Source organism: Actinomadura sp. NPDC049382 (assembly GCF_040677125.1).
GTDB classification, from domain to species: domain Bacteria; phylum Actinomycetota; class Actinomycetes; order Streptosporangiales; family Streptosporangiaceae; genus Spirillospora; species Spirillospora geliboluensis.
In genome coordinates this window covers 40484-59473 of the sequence record NZ_JBFARO010000004.1, presented here as the reverse complement: position 1 = coordinate 59473, position 18990 = coordinate 40484, and the positions used below count along the sequence as shown (strand labels likewise).

Here is an 18990-nt window from a genome sequence, read left to right as displayed (position 1 = left end):
TTCCTCTGCTCGATCTCCGCTGGTGCACCGGGGCGCGGCGATGCTTCCACTCCGGCACTCCCACCTCCTGCTCATGGTCCACTACGACCCGGACGCGCCCGGAACGCCCCACCCGCACGCCCCGTGAAGGCCGCGGGGAACCACCAGTTGGCGCGTCCGGTCAGGCGCATGAGGGCCGGCACCACGACGATGCGGATGAGCGTGGCGTCCACGGCGACCGCGACGGCCAGGGCGAAGCCCATCTGCTTGACCTCGACCACATTGGTGATCATGAAGGCGGCGAAGACGACGATCATGATCGCCGCGGCGGCGGTGATGACGCCGGCGGTGTGCACGAGGCCGGCGGTCACCGCGGCCCGGTTGTCGCGGGTGCGGGCCCACTCCTCCTTCATCCGGGAGATGAGGAAGACCTCGTAGTCCATGGACAGGCCGAACAGCACGACGAAGGTGAGCAGTGGCAGGTACGCCTGGATGAAGCCCCGGCTGGAGAAGTCGAGCAGAGACTCGCCGGCACCGTCCTGGAAGACCCAGGTGAGCAGGCCGAACGCGGCGCCCACCGACAGCAGGTTCATCACGATCGCGCTGAGCGGCAGCAGCAGGCTGCGGAAGGCGAGCAGGAGCAGCACGAACGACAGGCCGAGCACGGTGCCGAGGACCCACGGCGTGGCGCGGTCGACCTCGTCGACGACGTCGACGGTCTGCGCGGTGAGCCCGCCGACGACGACCTCGGGCCCGCCCGGCGGCGTCGCTTCGGGGACGGCCGTCCCGCGGATCCAGCGGACCAGTTCGATGGCCGCCGGGGAGTCGGCGGCGTCCTCGGCGAACACCGTGAGGACGGCGTCGTTCTCCTGGACGACCTGGGCGACGCGGGGGTGCGCGCTCAGCCGCTCGCCCAGGCGCTTGAGCCCGGCCCCGTCCGGCGCGGCCGGGCGCTGGGTCGCCACCACCTGGATCGGGGTGGCGGCGCCCGGCGCGAACTTCCCGGAGACGAGCTCGTAGCCGCGTCCTGCCGGGGAGTCGGCGACGGCCGACGCGCCGACGTCGAAGCCGAGCTTCAGCCCGGTCATCGGCGCGGCGGCCAGCAGCAGGACCAGCGTGGCGGCGCCGCCGATGAGCACCGGGCGGCGCATGACGAGGTCCGTCCAGCGCCGCCAGAGCGCACCGGTGCCCCCGCCGGCGGATCGGCGCATCCCGGGGACGGCCAGCCGGTTGATCCGCTCGCCCAGCAGGGCCAGGACGGCGGGCAGCAGGGTGACGGTGATCGCGAGCATCACCGCGACCGCGACCATGACGCCGAGCGCCATGGTGCGGAACACCGGGGCCCGCACCAGCAGCAGCCCGGCCACCGAGATCAGGACGGTCGAGCCGGAGAACAGCACGGCCTTGCCCGCGGTCGCCATGGTCGCGCCGACGGTGTCGGCGATCGGGCGGCCGGGATGCGCGGCGAGTTCGGCGCGCTGGCGGGTGACGGCGAACAGGCAGTAGTCGATGCCGAGCGCCAGCCCGATCATGGTGACGACGGCCTGGACGAACACATCGAAGCTGGTCAGGTAACTGGCCGCGCCGAGCACACCGAACGCGGTCACCAGCGCCGCGATTCCGGCCAGGAGCGGCAGCCCGGCCGCCACCAGCGAGCCGAACGCGATGATCAGCACCAGCAGCGCGATGGGCAGCCCGATCGACTCGGCGCGGGCCAGGTCGCGGTCCTCCTGCTCGACGACCGCGGCGTTCAGCGGGCTGGAGCCGGTCACGTAGACGGCGACGTCGCCGGCGGCGGCGGCGTCCATCGCGTCCTGGAGCGCGGGGGCGGTCTTCTGCCGCTCGCGCTCGTCGCCCGTCAGCCCGGCGACGGCCAGCGCGGTGCGCCCGTCGGCGGAGACCAGCCCGGCGGCGTCCCCGCCGTCATAGGGGCCCTGGACCCGCGCGACGCCGGGCTGCCGGCGCAGTTCCGCCAGCCCGCGCTCGACCGCGCCGCGCACCCGCGGGTCGGTCACCGGGCGGGACGCCGAGTCGAAGACGACCACCAGGTCCTCGGTCACCCCGCCGCCGAACCGCTCGCTCAGCAGCCGCTCGGCGCGCGCCGACTGCGACCCGTCCACCGCCAGCGACGACCCGGTCAGGGTGTCGGTGAAGCGCGGCACCAGCGCCCCGGCGACGCCGAGGACCAGGACCCAGACGGCGATCACCCGCCACGCCCGGCGCCCGCACCATCGGCCCAGGCGGTACAGCGGTGTGCGCTCCAGCGCGCCTTCTCGGGGGGTCGCCACCACGGATCCTCTCTCTAGACTGACTGGTCGGTCGAGTGCACCGTACTGTAAACCGACTGGCCGGTCTAGAGCTAGAGTGAGGGCTCTCCGGAGAGGGAGGACCATGGCCGACACGAACGTCCAGCCGCCGCGCGACAAGGCCGGGGGCGGCGCGGGCCGCGAGAGCGAGCGGCGGCGGCAGATCCTGGCCGCGGCCGGAACGGTGTTCGCCCGGCAGGGCTACCACGGGGCCCGGATGGACGACGTCGTGGCCGAGTCTGGGCTGAGCAAGGGCACCCTGTACTGGTACTTCAAGAGCAAGGAAGAGCTGGCGACGGCGCTGGTCCACCAGATCCTGGACGCCGAGCACGCCGGCCTGTCGGCCGCCGGCGACCCGGAACGCCCCGCCGCCGAGCGGCTCGAAGAGCTGGCACGGGGGTTCGCGCGCGGCCTCACCGCCGACGCCGACCGGGCGCTCCTGACCCTGGAGCTGCTCACGCTCGCCCAGCGCGTCCCGCAGATCAAGGTGTGCTTCACCGCGCACCACGCGCGTTTCGCCGAGCAGCTGCGCGCGCTGCTCCTGGAGATCGCCGGGGACGGCGAGGACGCCGAGCGCCGGGCCGCTTCCGCCGCCACCGGGCTGGCCGCCCTGGTCGACGGCCTGGTCCTGCACTGGACGCTGTCCGACACGGACTTCGACCTGGAATCCCGCCTCGTGGACGCGGTCTCGGCCCTGGTCCGCGGCCTGCACTGAGCGGGGCGACACACGTCAGGCGGCCTGACCTCCGCAAACGACCGCGGGCCCGCCGCCCAAGTGACGGCGAGCCCGCGACAACGAAACCCTCTCCGATCAGGCGTCCTGACCGGCCTTGTCCCCGCCCTCGGTCACCGCGGGGCGCGCCGCGCGGGTGGGGTCAGGAGTTGGTGGTGATCTGCGGGTCGCCGAGCGGGGGGCCGAAGCCGCGTCCCCAGACGGTGCCGGTGCCGGGGACGGCGACCAGCTGGTAGACCCCGCTGATGGCCGGCCCGTACTGCTTGGTCCAGGTCGTGCCGTCGAGGGAGTACACCGAGTACTCGTTGGAGATGGCGCCGGCCGCCCACAGCCTTCCGGTCGCGTCCTGGGTGATGGTGCGCGCGAGGAGCCCCGCGGGGACCGGGACCTCCGACCAGCCTCCGGCCGTCTTGCGCCAGACGCGGGCGGCGATGTCGTCGAGCGGGTCGAGGTCGGCCAGGGCGTAGAGCCCGGACGGGCCGTTCGCCGCGGCGCGGACGGGCTCGGCGGCCGGAGGATCGACCGTCTCGTAGGCGTCACCCGTCCACAGGGCGTCCGGGGGCAGGGGCGAGGGGTCCCAGCCGGAGCCGTTCCACTTGTAGGCCGTCCCGTCCGACCATGCCGTGGCATAGACGCCGCCGGCGCCCGCCTCGATGTCGGAGACGTGCGGAGGCGGTGCGACCTTCTGGAACGCGGCCCCGTCGAAGCGCGCCATGTAGCCGCCGCCCATCACCCAGACCTCGCCGTGGGCCGCGGCGACCTCGTAGATCGAGCCCTGGCCGGTCCAGCCGTTCAGCGGGTACTCCTTCCAGCCCGACCCGTCCCACCGCCGGACGACCGGGTTGCCGTAGCTGACGGGCAGCGGCAGGCCGGGGATGTAGCCCTGGACGCCGGCGATCCAGACGCTGCCGGGTCCTGCGGCGGCGATGTCCTCGATGCGGTTCTGCCACCACAGGAACGGCAGCGGCACCGAATGCCACGCGGCGGCATGAGCGGTTCCCGGAGTGAACAGGCTGAGGCCGAGGACGGCGGACACCAGGAGCCCGCCGATGCGCCTTGGGGGGATTCTCATGGACGACCATCATCCTGACCCGACCCACTTTCCGCCAGTGTTCACTGGCATGGACGCCGTCCGGAACCGGCTGCAACGGGGCCGGCCGTGATCTAGGCGGTCTTGCGGCGGTAGACGAGCATGGCGAGGGCGTACGCGGTGACGAGGATGCCGGCACACCAGGCGAGGGCGGTCCAGATGTCGCCGCTGACCGGCTGCTGCGCGAGCAGGGCGCGGATCGTGTCGACGATGGACGTCACCGGCTGGTTGTCGGCGAAGGCGCGCACCGGGGCGGGCATGGTGCCGGTCGGCACGAAGGCCGAGCTGATGAACGGCAGGAAGACGATCGGGTAGGCGGAGGCGCTCGCGCCGTCCATCGTCTTCGCGGTCAGGCCCGCGATGACGGCGACCCAGGTCAGCGTGAGGGTGAACAGGGCCAGGATGCCGGCGACCGCGAGCCACGCCGCCACCCCGGCGCCCGAGCGGAAGCCCATGGCGAGGGCGACGAGCACCACGACCGCGAGCGACGCCATGTTGGCGACCAGCGCGGTCAGCACGTGCGCCCACAGCACGCTCGACCGGGCGGTCGGCATCGACTGGAACCGGTCGAAGATGCCGTTCTTCATGTCCGCGAAGAGGCGGAACGCCGTGTACGAGATGCCCATCGCGACCGTCAGGGGCAGGACGCCGGGCAGCAGGTAGTCCACATACGAGGCGGACCCGGGGCGATCGCGCCGCCGAAGACGTAGACGAACAGCAGCATGAGGGCGACCGGCATGACGGCGGTCGTGATGACGGTGTCCGGGCTGCGCGCGATGTGGCGCAGGGACCGGCCCAGCAGGACGGTGGTGTCGGCGGCGAAGTGCGCGGCCATCAGCGTTCCTCACTCATCGCGCCGGCGCCGCCGACGACGGCGAAGTAGACGTCGTCGAGGGTCGGCTGCTTCTCGACGTACTCGACCTCGGCGGGCGGGAGCAGCCGCCGCAGCTCGGCGAGGGAGCCGTTCACGATGATCCGGCCCCGGTGCAGGATCGCGATGCGGTCGGCGAGCTGCTCGGCCTCGTCCAGGTACTGCGTCGTGAGCAGGATCGTCGTGCCGCGCCCAGCGAGTTCCCGGATGGTCTGCCACACCTCGGTGCGCGCCTCGGGGTCGAGGCCCGTCGTCGGCTCGTCGAGGAAGATGACCGGCGGGTCGCCGATGAGGCTCATCGCGATGTCGAGGCGGCGGCGCATGCCGCCCGAGTACGTCGCCGCCCTCCGGTCGGCCGCGTCCGCCAGCGCGAAGCGGGCGAGCAGCTCGTCCGCGATCGCGCGCGGGGACTTCAGGTGCCGCAGCCGGGCGACGAGCTCCAGGTTCTCGCGCCCGGTGAGGATCTCGTCCACGGCCGCGAACTGCCCGGTCAGGCTGATGGACTCCCGCACGTCCGCGGCGCGGGCGGCGACGTCGAAGCCGTTGACGCGGGCGGTCCCCGCGTCGGCCTTGAGCAGCGTCGCGAGGATCTTCACGACCGTGGTCTTGCCCGCGCCGTTCGAGCCGAGCAGGGCGAAGACGCCGCCCCGCGTGACGTCGAAGTCCACGCCGCGCAGCACCTTCAGGTCCTTGTAGGACTTCTCCAGGCCCCGCACGTGGATGACCTGGTGCTCCGCCTCCGAAGGCGCCGGAGCCGCCGATGCCGCCGATGCCGCCGATGTCATTCGCAGAACACCTGCACCTTCGCGTCGGAGTCGTCGACGTCCACGATGAGGTCGTCGAGGTGCTCGATGAGGTCCTCGACGTGCTGGGGCTTGAGCTCGGTGAGGTCGATCGGCACCCCCGACTTGGCCAGCTCGGCGTTGGCCTTGGCGAGCGCCTGCGGCGGGACGAGGGCCGCGATCCGGACCCCAGCGCGCAGCAGCTGCAGCGGGATCCGCACGTTGATCTTGCCGGGGCCGTCGGCTCCGTCGTCCGTCCAGCGCACCATCACCCGCAGGTACTTCGGACGGGCGGCCGGGCGGGCGGCCGGTGGCGGCTCGGCCGTCGGCGGCGCCTCCGGCCGGGCCCGTTCGAGGGCGTTGATCAGCCGCTCGGCCTCGTCCGCGGTGATCTTGCCCTCGGCCAGCATCTGCAGGATCTGGCGGCGTTGCTCGTTCATCGCTGCTCTCTCCTCCGCCTCATCTGATGCTCAGGAGCACGGCCATCGGGCCCTGCTCGTACTCGATCCGGGTGCCGGGCAGCGCCCGCACCAGTTGCCCGACGCCCCGCAGCGCGGCCACCGGCCGCACCCGGAAGACGAGGCACGCGACCAGCCCGCCGATCACGGCGAGCAGCAGCAGCGGCGACAGCACCAGCACGACCGGCACAACGGGGACGTACAGCCGCAGCCGGCGGCCGCCGGTGCGGCGGTACCGCACCGTGACCAGTTGCGGGATCACTGGAGGTCCTCGAGTTCGGCCAGCGCCTCCTGAGCGCTGATCTCCCCGCGCCGCAGGCGGTCGACCACGTCGGCCCCGGTGGGGGGCGGGTCGGTGTCGACGAAGTCGAGGCGCTCGGCGATCCGGTTCAGCCGGGCCTTGACCGTCGGGTAGCTCACCCCGAAGACCCGCTCCATCTCCTTGATCGAGCCGTGCGCCCGGACGAACGCGGCGACGAACACCTGGTCGTCCACGCTGAGCTGGGCGAGCTGCGGCGGCTCGAACTGCCCCTCGACCACGACGCCGCTGCCGGCGAGGCGGACCCGCTCGACCACGAACGGCCGCCCGTGGGTCAGGTCCGTCAGTTCCTGCCACTCCACTCTCGGCCCCCTCACTCTCGACGCCATGACCGCTGTCCACTTTGTATCTTGATTATCTTAAGCAGTCAACGCAAGAACCTTGATTTTCTGAAACTGATCTTCAAGGATCTAGAGTCTGCAGAGCGGACACGTCACCAAACCGGACGACTAGTCCACGCATGCCGCATCACCCGAGCGCGGCGATCCGCTCCCGGGTGGCGATGTGGAGGAAGGGGCTGCTCAGGGGGCGAAGGCGCGGAGGGTGACGTCCACGAGGGCGTCGGCGTACTCGGCGGTGAGCGGGCCGGAGCGGTGCAGCCAGCGCTGGAAGAGCGGGGCGTACAGCACTTCGAGGACGAGGTCGAGGTCGGCGTCCGGGTGCAGCTGGCCCGCCCGCTGGGCGCTGCGCAGCCGCTCCTTCTTGGCCTCGTCAATGGGGCCGGCGAGCTTCTCGCGGTACAGGGCGGCGAGGGCGGGGTCGTCGGCGATCTGCGTGTTGAGCGCTCTGAGCGGCGCCTCGAACGCCGGGTCGGCGAACTCGGCGGCGGTCGCCCGCATGACGGCCTTGAGGTCGGCTTCGAGGTCGCCGGTGTCGGGCAGCCGGACGCCGTCGGCGCCCTCGCTGAGCGCGAGGAACGCGTCGAAGATCACCGCGCCCTTGGACGGCCACCAGCGGTAGATGGTCTGCTTGCCGACTCCGGCGCGCGCGGCGATGGCCTCGATCGACATCTTGGCGTACCCCACCTCGGCGACCAGCTCGCGCGCGGCGGCGAGGACGGCCCGGCGGGAGCGCTCGCTGCGCCGGGCGGGGTTCGGCTTTCCGGTGGCGGACACGGCCCGGAGCCTAGCATCCGGCGAGACGAGACGGTCCGTCTTGACAGAACGACGGCCGGCGCCCATCGTGAATGTCACGAGACGGACCGTCTCGTCTCAGCACCGGCGAACGGGAGGTGGGGCCCTCTGCGCACCCATGCTCAACTGGCCCTCGACCAGGTCACCAAGCGCTACGGCACGCGCGTCGTCCTCGACCGGGTGTCGCTCAGCGTCAAGCCCGGCGAGCGGCTGGGCGTGATCGGCGACAACGGGTCGGGCAAGTCGACGCTGCTCAAGCTGATGGCGGGCGCCGAGCGTCCGGACAACGGCGAGCTCGTGGTCGCCGCGCCCGGCGGCACCGGGTACCTGCCGCAGTCGCTCGAACTGCCGTCCCATGCCACGGTCGCCGATGCCGTCGATCTCGCGCTGGCCGACCTGCGCGAGCTGGAGGCGCGGATGCGGGCGGCCGAGCGCGGTCTCGGCGGCGACGGCGCGGAGCTGGACTCCTACGCGCGGGTGGTGGCGGAGTTCGAGGCGCGGGGCGGCTACGACGCCGACACGCGCGTGGAGGTCGCGCTGCACGGGCTCGGCCTGCCGGAACTCGACCGGGACCGCAGGCTCGGGACGCTCTCGGGCGGTGAGCGGTCCAGGCTCGCCCTCGCCGGTGTGCTGGCGTCCGCCCCGGAGCTGCTGCTCCTCGACGAGCCGACCAACGACCTGGACGACCGGGCCACGGCCTGGCTGGAGCAGCGGCTGCGCACCCACCGGGGCACGGTCGTGGTGATCACGCATGACCGGATGTTCCTGGACCGGGTCACCACCGCCATAGTCGAGGTGGCCGACGGGCAGGTGCGCCGCTATGGCGACGGATACGCCGGTTACCTCGCCGCCAAGGCCGCGGAACGGGCGGCGCAGGCGCGGGCCCACGAGGAGTGGCGGACGGAGCTGGATCGGCACGCCACCCTGGTCACGGCCAACGCCGGCCGGCTGGCCGCGATCCCCCGCAAGATGGCCAAGGCGGGCATGGGCACGGGGGCCTGGCGGGCGCGCTCGCGCACGCACGGGGCGGCGGGCCGCATCCGGCAGTCGCAGCAGCGGCTGCGCTGGCTCCACGACCACCCGGCCCCACCGCCTCCAGAGCCGCTCCGCTTCACCGGCACCCCCCTCACCGCGGGCGTCGCCGCAGGTGACGAGGTGGCGGCGCTCGACGGCGTGGTGGTGGCGGGACGGCTCCGCCTGGAGTCCTTGACCGTCCACGCAGGAGAGCGGCTGCTCGTCACCGGCCCCAATGGAGCGGGCAAGACGACGCTGATGCGCGTGCTCGCCGGAGAGCTGCGGCCGGACGCGGGCGAGGTGCGGCGAACCGGCAGGGTCGGCTTCTTCCGGCAGGACACACCGGACATCGACCCGCGAACCGCCGACATGACCGTCCTGCGGGCGTATGCACTGGGACGTCCGGGAAGCCTGGACGAGCACGCGGACGCGCTGCTCGCCCTGGGCCTGTTCCAGCCGTCCGACCTGGGCCTGCGCCTGCGCGAGCTGTCCTACGGCCAGCGGCGCCGGATCGAGCTGGCGCGGCTGGTGAGCGAGCCCGTCGACCTGCTCCTGCTGGACGAGCCGACCAACCATCTGTCACCGGTGCTGGCGGAGCAGTTGGAGGAGGCGCTGGCGTTCTATGCGGGGGCGCTGGTGGTGGTCACGCACGACCGGCGGCTGCGGGCCTCGTTCACCGGGTCCCGTCTCGAACTGCCCGAAGGCTCGGCGCGGTAGCGGTCGCCTCCAGCAGTCGCCGGGTCTCGGGGTGGCGGGCGGCGTCGAGGCCGTCCGCGGGCAGGTCTTCGACGATCCGGCCGTCGCCGAGGACGACGACCCGGTCGGCGACGCGGCGGGCGACGCGCAGGTCATGGGTGACCAGGACGATGGTCAGCCCGTGGTCGCGGCGCAGGTCGTCCAGCAGGCGCAGGATGCGTTCCTGGGTGAGGACGTCCAGGCCGCTGGTGGGCTCGTCGGCGAGGAGGACGCGCGGCTCCTGCGCGAGCGCTCGGGCGATGCCCACCCGCTGGCGTTCGCCGCCCGACAGCGTCGCGGGGCGGCGCGCGGCCACGGCGGGATCGAGACCGACACGGCGGAGCAGCTCGTCACGGAAAGGGCCCGCTTCGGCGATGACCTGGCGGACGGTGTGGCGGGGGTCGAAGGAGGCGAGCGGGTCCTGGAAGATGAGCCCGGTCCGGTGCCTGACGGCTCGCCGGTCGCGGGCGCGCATGGCCCAGGTGTCCCGGCCGTCGCGCAGGACGGTGCCTTGAGCCGGACGGTCGAGCGCGGCGAGGGCCCCGATGAGGGTGGATTTGCCGGATCCGCTCCGGCCGACGACCGCGACCGCCTCACCCGGCCGGACGTCCAGGTCGACCGCGTCCAAGGCGAGGGTCGTGCGGCGCCGGGACCGCAGCACCCGCCGCACTCCCTGAACGGCGAGGCCCTCGCCGGTAGGGGACGTGGGCTCCCCCTTCGCCAGTGAAACCGGCGGTTCCGCCATCGCCGCCACCAGGTTCCGGGCGAGGTCGCTGGACGGGTCGGTCAGGATCCGCCGTGCGGGGCCGTGCTCGACGATGCGGCCGTCCCGCATGACGGCGATGTCGTCGGCCCAGCGGGCGGCGGCGGCCAGGTCGTGGGTGATCAGCAGGACGGCGCGGCCCGCGGCCTCGGCGCGGACCAGGTCGAGCACCGTCGCCTGCGTGACGGGGTCGAGGGCGGTGGTGACCTCGTCGGCGATGAGGACGGGCGGCTCGTGCACCGTCGCGAGCGCGAGCGCCACGCGCTGCGCCTGCCCGCCCGACAGTTCGAAGGGGTGCGCGGCGGCCAGCGCCGGATCGAGGCCGAAGCGGGACAGCGCGGCGGCCGGGTCTCCGGTGCGGTGCGTCCTGATGGTCTCGGCAAGGTGCCGCCCGACGGTGACGGTCGGGTTCAGCGAGGCCAGGGCGTCCTGGAAGGCGTAGCCGACGTCCCGGCCGAGGACCGGCGGCCGCCCGTCCACCAGGACGGTGCCGCCGTGCGGTTGCAGGCCGGCGACGGCGCGGGCGGTGAGGGTCTTACCGCTGCCGCTCGGGCCGACCAGCGCGAGGACGCGTCCGGCGGGGACGGCGAGGTCGACGCCGTGCACGACCCGGCGTCCGGGGACGTCGACGGTCAGCCCGGTGACGGTGAGTCCGGGATCTCCGCTCACCATGTTCTCCCTTCGGACGGGCCGGAGATCGCGCCCGCGACCACGTTGACCGCGATGATCGTGGCGACCACGGCGGCGGCGGGGATCGCGACCGTGTACCACTCGCCGGTGAGCAGGTGGGACTGGGCCTCGGTGAGCAGGTTGCCCCAGCTCGGCCGGTTGGGCGGGACGCCGAGGCCGAGGAAGCTGAGCGTGGACTCGGTCAGGATCGCGTGCCCGACCTCGAACGCGGCGATGGACGCGACCGGCGGCAGCGCGCCCGGCAGCAGGTGCCGCCGCATGACCTGCCAGCGGGACAGCCCGAGCGCGTAGGCGGCCCGGATGTAGAGGCGCTCGCGGCGGCTGCGCAGCTCGGCGCGGACGATCAGGGCGACCGGCATCCAGCTCGTCACCGCGATCGCCGCGATGACCAGCCCGAGGGACGGCCCGGCGACGGCGGCGAGCGCGAGCACGACGACCAGCAGCGGCAGCGCCAGCAGGATGTCGGCGGTGCGGGCGATCAGGCCGTCCAGCCAGCGCGGCGCGACGGCGGCCAGCCCGCCGACCAGCATCCCGGACCCGACCGTGATGGCGGCCGCGCTCAGCCCGACCAGCAGCGACGTCCGGGCGCCGTAGAGCATGCGGGTCCACAGGTCGCGGCCGAGCAGGTCGGTGCCGAGCGGGTGTCCGGGCGAGCCGGGCGGCAGCGAGGTCGCCGAGGTGTCGGTGGCGACCGGGTCGAGGGAGGTGAACAGCGGCGCGAACGCGGCGAGGAGCCCGAAGACGGCGAGCACGGCGGCGGCCGCCGCCAGCGCCGGGCGGCGGGGCCGCGTCCGGACGGCCATCAGCCCCCGCACGCGGCCGGGCGCGGGCTGCTTGGGCGCGGGCTGCTTCAGGGAGTCAGACGGCATCGGTCAGCCCCGTCCGGACGCGCGGGTCGAGCGCCGCGACGATCAGTTCGGCGACGAGGTTGGCCGCGATCACGATCAGCCCGGTGACCAGGACGATGGCGATGAGCAGCGGGTAGTCCTGGGCGCGGGCGGCGCTGATGGCCTCGCGTCCCATCCCGGGCCAAGAGAAGATCACCTCGGTGGCGTAGACGCCGGCGATGAGCGTCCCGACGCCGACGCCGAGCCGGGCGGTGAACGGCACCAGTCCGGGCCGCATCAGGTGCCGCGCGACCACGGTGCGGCGGGGCAGCCCCCGGACGCGGGCGTTCTCCACGTGCGGCGCGTCCTTCAGCCGCCCGACGCCGTTCTCCACCAGCCGCACGTAGATGCCGAAGTGGTGGCCGAACGCCAGCGCGCACGCGGGCAGCACCAGATGGGCGAGGAGCCCGTACGCGGTGACGTCCTCGCCCGGGCGGCTCACTCCCCCGGACGGCATCAGATGGGTCGCCGCCGCGAACACGTACAGCAGCAGGAGCGCGATGACGAACCCGGGCATGCCGCCCATGACGAACAGGAGCAGGTCGATGCCGCGGCGCAGCCACGCGCGCCGCGTGAGCGCCGCGACCAGCCCGACCGCGAGGGCTGCGGTGAAGCTCAGCAGGACGGACGCGGCCGTGAGCAGCAGCGTCCACGGGACGGTGTCGCCGAGCGTCTCGGTGACGGGCCGTCCCGACATGTAGGACGTGCCGAGGTCGCCGCGCAGGGCGTCCGACGCCCAGCGCCAGTACCGGACGGGCGGCGGGTCGTCCAACCCCATCTCGGCGCGCAGTTCGGCGACCGCGGCGGGGGCCGGTGGGCGTCCGCCCGAGCGCGCCTCCAGCACCGAGGCGGCCGGGTCGCCGGGCGCGGCGGCCAGCAGCCCGAAGCACACCATCGACAGGGCGACGACGACCAGCGCCGCCGTCGCCGCCCGTCCGATCAGACGCAGCGCCATCTAGTTGTAGCGCCAGGTCTCGGCGTTCCAGAAGAACCCGTAGCCGTGGTGGCCGAGCGTGCGCTGGGCGGGTCCGGTGAGGTTCTTCGGGACGGCGTTGATGGTCTTGAGGTAGGAGATCCACACGAACGGGGGGTCGTCCTGCAGTGCCTTCTGGAACGCGGTGTAGGCGGCCTTGCGCTTCGCCGGGTCGAGTGTGGAGCGGCCCTCTTCGAGGGCCTTGTCCGCGGCGGGGTTGCTGTAGGTGCCGTAGTTGGAGCCGCCCTTGGCCAGTGCCTGGGACGAAGCGAACACCCCGTAGACCGAGGAGTCCGGGTCGTAGGGCGTCCCCCAGCCGACCACCATGCCCTGCAGGTCGCCCCAGTGCTTGCGCACCCAGTCACGCGGGCGCGGGCGCGGGTCGACGTCGAAGCCCTGCTTCCTGAGCTGGGTGGCGGACACGTTCAGGATGGCGACGCGCAGCGAGTCCTCGGCGAAGGTGGTCAGCTCGAAGTTGACCGTCTTGCCGACCTTCGCCCACATGCCCTGCCCGTTCTTGGCGTATCCGGCCTCCTCCATCAGGGCGGACACCTTGGCGGGGTCGAAGGTGAACCCGGGCGCGGCGGCGTACGGGCCGGCGTCGAGCGGGCCCTTGGCCGGCGTCCCGTATCCGAGGACGACGCTCTTCGTGATGGCGTCGCGGTCGACGGCGTAGTTCATCGCCGTGCGGATCCGGCGGTCGGCGAACACCGGGTCCTTCATGTTGAACATCAGCGCCCGGTAGTCGGCGGTCGGGTAGACCTCCAGCCGGTGCCCGCCGGCCTTGCCCGCCTGCTGCGGCGCGAGGTGGGCGGCGTCCACCTCGCCGTTCTTCAGCTGGATCAAGCGGGCGGAGTCGTCCGGGACGTACTTGACGACGATCTTCTTCAGTCCCGGCGCGCCCTCGTAGTACCCGTCGAAGGCGGTCAGCTCGGCGTACTGGCCCGGCTTATAGGTCGTGAGCCTGAACGGGCCTGTGCCCACCGGCCGTCGTCCGAAGTCGGGGTCGGTGAGCTTCTTGCCCTGGAGCAGGTGCTCGGGCAGCATCCCCGTCGACAGCGCGTCCAGCATGGGCGCGAACGGCTCGTCCAGCTTCAGCCGGACGGTGGCCGGGTCCGGCGTCTCGACCGCCGTGACCATGGAGAAGTTCCGCGACAGCGGGGAGTCGGCGCCCGCGCCCTTGATCGCCTCGATGGTGAACTTGACGTCGCCGGACGTGAACGGCTTGCCGTCCTGCCAGGTGGTGCCCGGACGCAGGGCGAAGGTGTAGGTCTTGCCGTCCGGCGCCACCTCCCACGACTTCGCCAGCCCCGGCACGACCTTGTTGTCCTTGTCGTGCCGGGTCAGCCCGCGGAAGACCAGTTCGGTCACCGGGTCGGTGTGCTCGTCCTGCAGCCCGGGGTTGAACGTCTCGGGCTCGTCGCCGACCGCGTACGTCAGGGCGCCGTCCGCACCGGCGGCGGGCTCGCCGCCCTGGCCGCACGCCGACGCGGCCGAGGCCGCCACAACAAGAGCCATCAAGGCAAGAACCGGACGTTTCACCATGATCGACATTATTGCAAATAATATGCAGGAGCAAAGTCACCGCATCTGAGTGACCGAGATCACCCGCAGCCCGGGCGGGGTCACCCGCCCGTCGGCCGCCGCTGGTCGCGTTCGGCGCGCCACTGGTCCACCACGGCTGGCAGCTCGCGGAACATGAAGCCGTAGAAGTCGCGCATCTCCGTCAGCCGGCGGGCGGCGGGGCTGTCGGCGCCGGCGGCGGCGATGCCCTGGCTACATCGGCGGCGAGCCGCTCAAGAACGGCCTCCAGTACGCCGACGCGGGCGTCCTGGCCGCCGCGACCGCCGTCCTGCTCGGCCTGGGGGCCTGGCGCTTCGTCCGCCGCGACCTCGGCCGCTGACTCCTGGGCCCGGGCCCGGCACGTCCCCCGCCGGACCCGGGCGCCGGCCATTACGTCCGCGCGGCGGCCCGGCGCGAACGGGCCAGCGCGAGCCCGCCGAGGCAGGCGGCGACCGCGCCCACGATCATGGCCACATAGCCCCCGCCCAGCCCGTTGCCGGTGCCGAGGCCCCCGTCGGCCGTGGCCACGACCGTCCCGCCGAGCACCACCGCGACCAGCCCCGCGGCAAGGGCCGCACTGGCGCCGCGGCGGCTCCGGGAGCGGGCCAGCGTGAACCCGCCGACGACCGCACCGGCCAACCCCAGCACAGCGGCCACCATGGCCCCGACGCGTCCGACGCTCAGGTCGTAGGCGTCGGCGGCGACCGGCTGGACCTCGGCGTGCGCCGCCGCCGGTGCGGCGAGCACGACCATCCCCAGCAGCACGGCGCCGGACACCGCGAGCGAACGCCGGGCCGCCATCGGGACTCCTGAAGGGCGCATGTCCGTCTCCTCTTTCGTGCCGGTTCGAACACTCCCGATGATGTCGCCGGAACACGGCCCGGATCGTCCACCGAAAGCAGGCACTCGCCACTGCCGCCACTGCCGCATGCGCCTGCTGCGAACGCGGCAGATCCTCCGGAACTACCACGTCCGCAGCAGCCGACCGGACAGGCTCACTTCACTGGACGGCCGTCGAGCACGCGGGCGGCGAAGGCGTCGACGGCGTTGATGACGGCGTGGAAGCGCAGCGAGTCGAAGAGGTCGAAGGCGTGCTGCCCGCCGGGCAACTCGGCATGGAAGACCGGCTCGCCGGAGACGGCGCGCAGCCGCTCGGCGAAGCGCCGGGCGTCCTCGACCGAGGCGATGGTGTCGCGGTCGCCGTGGACGATGAAGAACGGCGGCGCGTCCGGCCGAACGCGGTCGATCGGCGAAGCCTGCGGATCCGTGTAGTAGGGCCCGTAGTACCCGCCCATACCGATGACCGCCGCCACGGAGGTATCGACCTGCTCGAAACCAGGCTGGAAACCGGGCTCCCCGGCAGTCAACGCGGCCATGGCGGACAGATGGGCACCGGCCGAACTGCCCGCAAGGACGATCCGCTCGGGATCGGCGCCATAGGACGGCCCGTGCTCGCGAACCCAGGCGATCAGCCTCTTGGCGTCCACCAGGTGGTCGCGGAAGTCCGCCGCCTCGGGAAGGAGCCGGTAGTTGGCGCTGATGCACACCCATCCCTGCTCGGCCAGGTGGCGCAGCAGCGGCAACGCCTGGCTGTTCTTGTGCCCGCTCTTGTAGCCGCCTCCGTGCAGGTGGATCAGCACGGGCGCCCCAGTGGGCCGTGCACGGTGGCGGTAAAGGTCGAGCAGGTTGCGCTTCCCAGCCGGGCCGTACGAGAGGTTGGGAATCCGTTCCACAGCACGGTGACGGCGGAGGAAGGGACTGAACAGGACGCGTCCGTACGACGGAAGACGACCCGCGACGGGCACCGACCCCATGGCCTCTTGGACGACCGGCAGCGCCCGGCGCCCGCGCCACGCGATCAGCCCCAGGCCCGCCACGGTCACGACCACCGCACCCATGACAACCGGCGAGTTCAGGTCGCCTTGGACGAAGCAGAGCACCGTGGCGGCCAGCACCCAGGCCAACGCCGCGAACGGCAGCTCGTTGACGGCCACCCCGAGGAAGAAGGCGACCATGGCCAGCGGCCGGGGCCGGCGCGGCGCGGCCAGCGCGAAGCATGTGGGGACGACGGCGAGGGCCAGCGTGGTCAGGAATCCGTAAGGCATGGTGGCCAGCCTGGCTTCACCACGCAGACCGCCACATCCGGCGCGCGGCCGGACTCCCCCCTCCGCCAGGCGAGGCCACCCCCGACTTTGGTAGGTGGTGGCGAGGGCATGTCACATCCCAGGCAGCCACTTCGTCGAATGGACGAAACCACACGCCAGAGGGGACGAGCAGCGATGCCCACGCAACGCGAACTGGACGAAGCCGAGCTCAAGCAGCACATCGACAAGATCATCGAAGGTCTCCGTGCCAAGGACCTCGACACCCTGGAGAAGCTCTACACCCCCGACGTCGTCTCCTTCGACATCGAACCGCCGCTGCAACATGTGGGCGTGGCGGAGAAGCTGAAGAACTGGTCGAACGTGTTCGCCGTCTTCCAGGACGTCGACTACGAGTTCCGCGACCTGGCCCTCACCGTCGGCGACACCGTCGCCTTCGGCCACGGCTTCGGCCGCCTCAGCGGCACCCTGAAAGACGGCACGGCAACGAACGGCATGTGGGTACGCGCCACGTTCTGCTTCCAGAAGATCAACGGCACCTGGCTGATCGCCCACGACCAGGTCTCCGTCCCCTTCGACATCCCGACCGGCAAGGGCCTGACCGACCTCACTCCCTGACGAGCGGACGCATTCCGTTGCCTCTATCAGGCGCTGAAGGACTCGGGGCCGAAGCGCCCCCAGGCCACGAAGGCGGCCATGGCGAGGTAGACGACGTTCAGCGCGACGAATTTGTACTGTTCGTAGCGGGCGTGAGTGATCACGGCGCCGATCATGAGCAGGATCCAGCAGACGGCGGTCACCGGCACCATGACCGGTGCGATGTCGAGCACGGCCGGGAGTGTCAGGCCGGCTGCCGCTGCTATCTCCAGGGCCCCGAGAGTTCGGACGAACCCGGTGCTCGCGTGCATCGTCCATCCCCCACCGGACTTCTCACCCAAGTCGTCCAGTTTTGCCTTGTTCATGAACGCTTTGGTGAGACCACCGGAGAGGGCGACGGCGGCAAGGAGCCCGGCAACGATCCAGAGGGCGGGGTTCACGAGTTTCTCCTTAAGCCATTCTCTGCTTTGCCAAAGTCATTTCCGATTCCCTCCTGAACCAGGATCTGGTTTCCGCATTCGACACAAGACACCCGCAACTCGGTTTCTGTGACACCCCGGAGACATGACGTGCATCACAGATGCGTCCGACACTGGGCAGGGGCCGGACCGACATATCCCGTGCGATTGATCGCCGCCCCGCATCCTTGAGCCACTTGAACTTCTTCCGGCCTGGCACTGAAGGGCGAGGATGGCTCGGACGATCGCGGTCAGGCACAACGGTCAGCGGCGGGTCGCGCGGTGCCGGAGGGCGCGGAGGGCCAGCGGGACGGCCACCAGGGTCGCCGCCGCCACGGCGGCGACGGTCCCGCCCCACCTGCGGCGGCGGCACGGAGGTTCGGGCGGCGGCTCAGGTGCGCGGCGGTCTTCCTCGTCCAGGATCCGGCGGAAGCGGCACCCACCTGGTCGACCTCACCGACCCCGCCGACGCCGCACCCGCCTTCGGCCAAACCGCCACCCGCGCCATACGCAGCAGGGCAACTGCCGGATTGTTCGCCTCCAGCAGGGAGCGGTCGGCGAGTGAGAGCGCACCGGTCAGGCCGAGTTCTGGGACGGCGTACGCCCCCACCGGCAAGGGCCTGGGCGACCTCACCCCCTGACACCCACTCAAGGCGCATAAGGAACCACCCGATACCTCGTAAGAGACGACCGTTTCTCACCTGGCGCGTCTCTAGGTATCCGTACTCAGGCGCGTCGACCTTCCCACGTGTTTAATCGAGTCACCATCGCCTCGCATACTCCGAAGGAGACGACCGATGGCCACGCGGGAAGAGTACGAGTCCGCGCTACGTGGGATCGTCATGCTTGCCGACGCGCATGGAGGTGCCCTTAACAAAGGATTCCGGATCATAGGCGACGATGCCCTGATCGGGTCACATGGGGTCGAACTGGAACGGGCGATGGTGGATCGCGACCGGTCCGTCCGCCAGGCGTTATCCCGCGCATTCGATCAGGTCAAGTGGCTGTCCGAGAAGGATTTGAAGGGCCCCTTGCCGGTGGCGGCGCCCCGGCTGGGGGCACCGCCCGTCGGCAACGCCAAGGCGCGCGCGGGCGTGGCCGGCGGTGACGTACGCCTGCTCGACGAGCTGCACGCCGAGTTCGGTCGGGCAGGACGTTCATGGCGTGAGGCCGCCACCCGCCTGGACCGGATCCTTGTTCAGGTGGGAGCCGGCCGCACCACTGCTCGTACGCTGGATACAGCGGGTGAGTGGCTGATATCGCAGCAGCCCGACCTGCTTCGCAGGCGCGCCGACCTCATAAGGTCCGACCAGGTTGGGCTGAACATCGGCATGCTGACCGACGCAGTGACGCAGAGTGCTCGGCTGGCCGTCCTCACCGCGCAACTCCAGCAGGCCGACCCGAGATTGGCCGCTGAACTCCAGAGGGCAGGCGTCGATCTCTCCAATGATCCCCCCTCAAGGGGATCCGCGCGCGACTGCGGATTGGTGGAAATCCCTGACCGATCAGCAGCATGAGCCTTACATTAGGGCGTTTC

General features: G+C 71.9%; 20 protein-coding genes. 4 read left to right on the top strand and 16 right to left on the bottom strand.

Annotated features, from left to right (window positions below; genetic code table 11):
• Positions 1–71: 71 nt before the first annotated feature.
• Positions 72–2267, bottom strand: a complete 2196-nt coding sequence (locus AB0K34_RS04040; RefSeq protein WP_364545192.1) for an MMPL family transporter — start codon at positions 2265–2267, stop codon at positions 72–74.
• A 103-nt stretch (positions 2268–2370) separates the two neighbouring features.
• On the opposite strand from AB0K34_RS04040, the gene AB0K34_RS04035 reads away from it, so the two are divergent.
• On the top strand, positions 2371–3000 hold the full coding sequence (locus tag AB0K34_RS04035) for a TetR/AcrR family transcriptional regulator (RefSeq protein ID WP_364545189.1): 630 nt from the start codon (positions 2371–2373) through the stop codon (positions 2998–3000).
• 160 nt (positions 3001–3160) lie between these two features.
• Here AB0K34_RS04035 and AB0K34_RS04030 read toward each other — a convergent pair whose 3' ends face one another.
• From AB0K34_RS04030 to AB0K34_RS03995, 8 genes are all read right to left on the bottom strand, one after another.
• A complete protein-coding gene (locus tag AB0K34_RS04030) occupies positions 3161–4090 on the bottom strand; it encodes a hypothetical protein (protein ID WP_364545186.1) in 930 nt (309 codons plus the stop codon).
• 92 nt (positions 4091–4182) lie between these two features.
• Positions 4183–4776 (bottom strand): ABC transporter permease, encoded by a 594-nt coding sequence (locus AB0K34_RS04025; RefSeq protein WP_364545183.1) that lies wholly within the window; start codon positions 4774–4776, stop codon positions 4183–4185.
• Entirely contained in the window at positions 4743–4943 is a 201-nt protein-coding gene (locus AB0K34_RS04020) for a hypothetical protein (RefSeq protein ID WP_364545180.1), read from the bottom strand. The genes AB0K34_RS04025 and AB0K34_RS04020 overlap by 34 nt, the downstream gene beginning before the upstream one ends.
• Complete coding sequence (locus AB0K34_RS04015; RefSeq protein WP_364545178.1) at positions 4943–5764, bottom strand: ATP-binding cassette domain-containing protein; 822 nt, start codon at positions 5762–5764, stop codon at positions 4943–4945. The genes AB0K34_RS04020 and AB0K34_RS04015 overlap by 1 nt, the downstream gene beginning before the upstream one ends.
• Positions 5761–6201, bottom strand: coding sequence for a DUF2089 domain-containing protein (locus AB0K34_RS04010; protein WP_138634352.1), 441 nt, complete (start codon positions 6199–6201; stop codon positions 5761–5763). Before AB0K34_RS04010 ends, AB0K34_RS04015 begins: the two co-directional genes overlap by 4 nt.
• 19 nt (positions 6202–6220) lie before the next feature.
• Positions 6221–6481, bottom strand: a complete 261-nt coding sequence (locus AB0K34_RS04005; protein WP_138634355.1) for a hypothetical protein — start codon at positions 6479–6481, stop codon at positions 6221–6223.
• Positions 6478–6840, bottom strand: a complete 363-nt coding sequence (locus AB0K34_RS04000) for a DUF2089 domain-containing protein (RefSeq protein WP_138634358.1) — start codon at positions 6838–6840, stop codon at positions 6478–6480. The genes AB0K34_RS04005 and AB0K34_RS04000 overlap by 4 nt, the downstream gene beginning before the upstream one ends.
• A 219-nt stretch (positions 6841–7059) precedes the next feature.
• A complete protein-coding gene (locus tag AB0K34_RS03995; protein ID WP_364545527.1) occupies positions 7060–7653 on the bottom strand; it encodes a TetR/AcrR family transcriptional regulator in 594 nt (197 codons plus the stop codon).
• 126 nt (positions 7654–7779) lie between these two features.
• On the opposite strand from AB0K34_RS03995, the gene AB0K34_RS03990 reads away from it, so the two are divergent.
• Positions 7780–9402, top strand: coding sequence for a TlrC/CarA/OleB/SrmB family ABC-F type ribosomal protection protein (locus tag AB0K34_RS03990; protein ID WP_364545525.1), 1623 nt, complete (start codon positions 7780–7782; stop codon positions 9400–9402).
• Here AB0K34_RS03990 and AB0K34_RS03985 read toward each other — a convergent pair.
• The 6 genes from AB0K34_RS03985 to AB0K34_RS03960 all read right to left on the bottom strand — a co-directional run bounded on the left by AB0K34_RS03985 (position 9359) and on the right by AB0K34_RS03960 (position 16401).
• Positions 9359–10855 (bottom strand): ABC transporter ATP-binding protein, encoded by a 1497-nt coding sequence (locus AB0K34_RS03985; protein WP_364545173.1) that lies wholly within the window; start codon positions 10853–10855, stop codon positions 9359–9361. The genes AB0K34_RS03990 and AB0K34_RS03985 overlap by 44 nt on opposite strands.
• Positions 10849–11742: an ABC transporter permease gene (locus tag AB0K34_RS03980; RefSeq protein WP_364545170.1), complete on the bottom strand. Its 894-nt coding sequence runs from the start codon at positions 11740–11742 to the stop codon at positions 10849–10851. Before AB0K34_RS03980 ends, AB0K34_RS03985 begins: the two co-directional genes overlap by 7 nt.
• Positions 11732–12715: an ABC transporter permease gene (locus AB0K34_RS03975; RefSeq protein ID WP_138634364.1), complete on the bottom strand. Its 984-nt coding sequence runs from the start codon at positions 12713–12715 to the stop codon at positions 11732–11734. The genes AB0K34_RS03980 and AB0K34_RS03975 overlap by 11 nt, the downstream gene beginning before the upstream one ends.
• On the bottom strand, positions 12716–14251 hold the full coding sequence (locus tag AB0K34_RS03970; RefSeq protein WP_138634367.1) for an ABC transporter substrate-binding protein: 1536 nt from the start codon (positions 14249–14251) through the stop codon (positions 12716–12718).
• Between the two features lie 435 nt (positions 14252–14686).
• Positions 14687–15118 carry a DUF6223 family protein gene (locus AB0K34_RS03965; protein WP_240807199.1) on the bottom strand — a complete coding sequence of 144 codons (432 nt, stop codon included), beginning with the start codon at positions 15116–15118 and terminating at the stop codon, positions 14687–14689.
• Between the two features lie 173 nt (positions 15119–15291).
• Positions 15292–16401, bottom strand: a complete 1110-nt coding sequence (locus AB0K34_RS03960) for an alpha/beta hydrolase (RefSeq protein WP_138634370.1) — start codon at positions 16399–16401, stop codon at positions 15292–15294.
• A 174-nt stretch (positions 16402–16575) separates the two neighbouring features.
• On the opposite strand from AB0K34_RS03960, the gene AB0K34_RS03955 reads away from it, so the two are divergent.
• Positions 16576–17016 carry a nuclear transport factor 2 family protein gene (locus AB0K34_RS03955; protein ID WP_138634373.1) on the top strand — a complete coding sequence of 147 codons (441 nt, stop codon included), beginning with the start codon at positions 16576–16578 and terminating at the stop codon, positions 17014–17016.
• A gap of 26 nt (positions 17017–17042) precedes the next feature.
• Here the strand turns inward: AB0K34_RS03955 and AB0K34_RS03950 are convergent, their stop codons facing one another.
• Positions 17043–17435, bottom strand: coding sequence for a DoxX family protein (locus AB0K34_RS03950; protein WP_138634376.1), 393 nt, complete (start codon positions 17433–17435; stop codon positions 17043–17045).
• An 815-nt stretch (positions 17436–18250) separates the two neighbouring features.
• Between AB0K34_RS03950 and AB0K34_RS03945 the strand changes: the two genes are divergently transcribed.
• Positions 18251–18970 carry a hypothetical protein gene (locus tag AB0K34_RS03945; protein WP_138634379.1) on the top strand — a complete coding sequence of 240 codons (720 nt, stop codon included), beginning with the start codon at positions 18251–18253 and terminating at the stop codon, positions 18968–18970.
• Positions 18971–18990 lie beyond the last annotated feature (20 nt).

Excerpts from the sequence above, each read along its gene's own strand:
- AB0K34_RS04035 (WP_364545189.1), top strand. The coding sequence starts at position 2,371 with ATGGCCGACACGAACGTCCAGCCGCCGCGCGACAAGGCCGGGGGCGGC.
- AB0K34_RS04030 (WP_364545186.1), bottom strand. The coding sequence starts at position 4,090 with ATGAGAATCCCCCCAAGGCGCATCGGCGGGCTCCTGGTGTCCGCCGTC.
- AB0K34_RS04020 (WP_364545180.1), bottom strand. The coding sequence starts at position 4,943 with ATGGCCGCGCACTTCGCCGCCGACACCACCGTCCTGCTGGGCCGGTCC.
- AB0K34_RS04015 (WP_364545178.1), bottom strand. The coding sequence starts at position 5,764 with ATGACATCGGCGGCATCGGCGGCATCGGCGGCTCCGGCGCCTTCGGAG.
- AB0K34_RS04010 (WP_138634352.1), bottom strand. The coding sequence starts at position 6,201 with ATGAACGAGCAACGCCGCCAGATCCTGCAGATGCTGGCCGAGGGCAAG.
- AB0K34_RS03985 (WP_364545173.1), bottom strand. The coding sequence starts at position 10,855 with ATGGTGAGCGGAGATCCCGGACTCACCGTCACCGGGCTGACCGTCGAC.
- AB0K34_RS03980 (WP_364545170.1), bottom strand. The coding sequence starts at position 11,742 with ATGCCGTCTGACTCCCTGAAGCAGCCCGCGCCCAAGCAGCCCGCGCCC.
- AB0K34_RS03975 (WP_138634364.1), bottom strand. The coding sequence starts at position 12,715 with ATGGCGCTGCGTCTGATCGGACGGGCGGCGACGGCGGCGCTGGTCGTC.
- AB0K34_RS03970 (WP_138634367.1), bottom strand. The coding sequence starts at position 14,251 with ATGGCTCTTGTTGTGGCGGCCTCGGCCGCGTCGGCGTGCGGCCAGGGC.
- AB0K34_RS03965 (WP_240807199.1), bottom strand. The coding sequence starts at position 15,118 with ATGCGCCCTTCAGGAGTCCCGATGGCGGCCCGGCGTTCGCTCGCGGTG.
- AB0K34_RS03960 (WP_138634370.1), bottom strand. The coding sequence starts at position 16,401 with ATGCCTTACGGATTCCTGACCACGCTGGCCCTCGCCGTCGTCCCCACA.
- AB0K34_RS03955 (WP_138634373.1), top strand. The coding sequence starts at position 16,576 with ATGCCCACGCAACGCGAACTGGACGAAGCCGAGCTCAAGCAGCACATC.
- AB0K34_RS03945 (WP_138634379.1), top strand. The coding sequence starts at position 18,251 with ATGGCCACGCGGGAAGAGTACGAGTCCGCGCTACGTGGGATCGTCATG.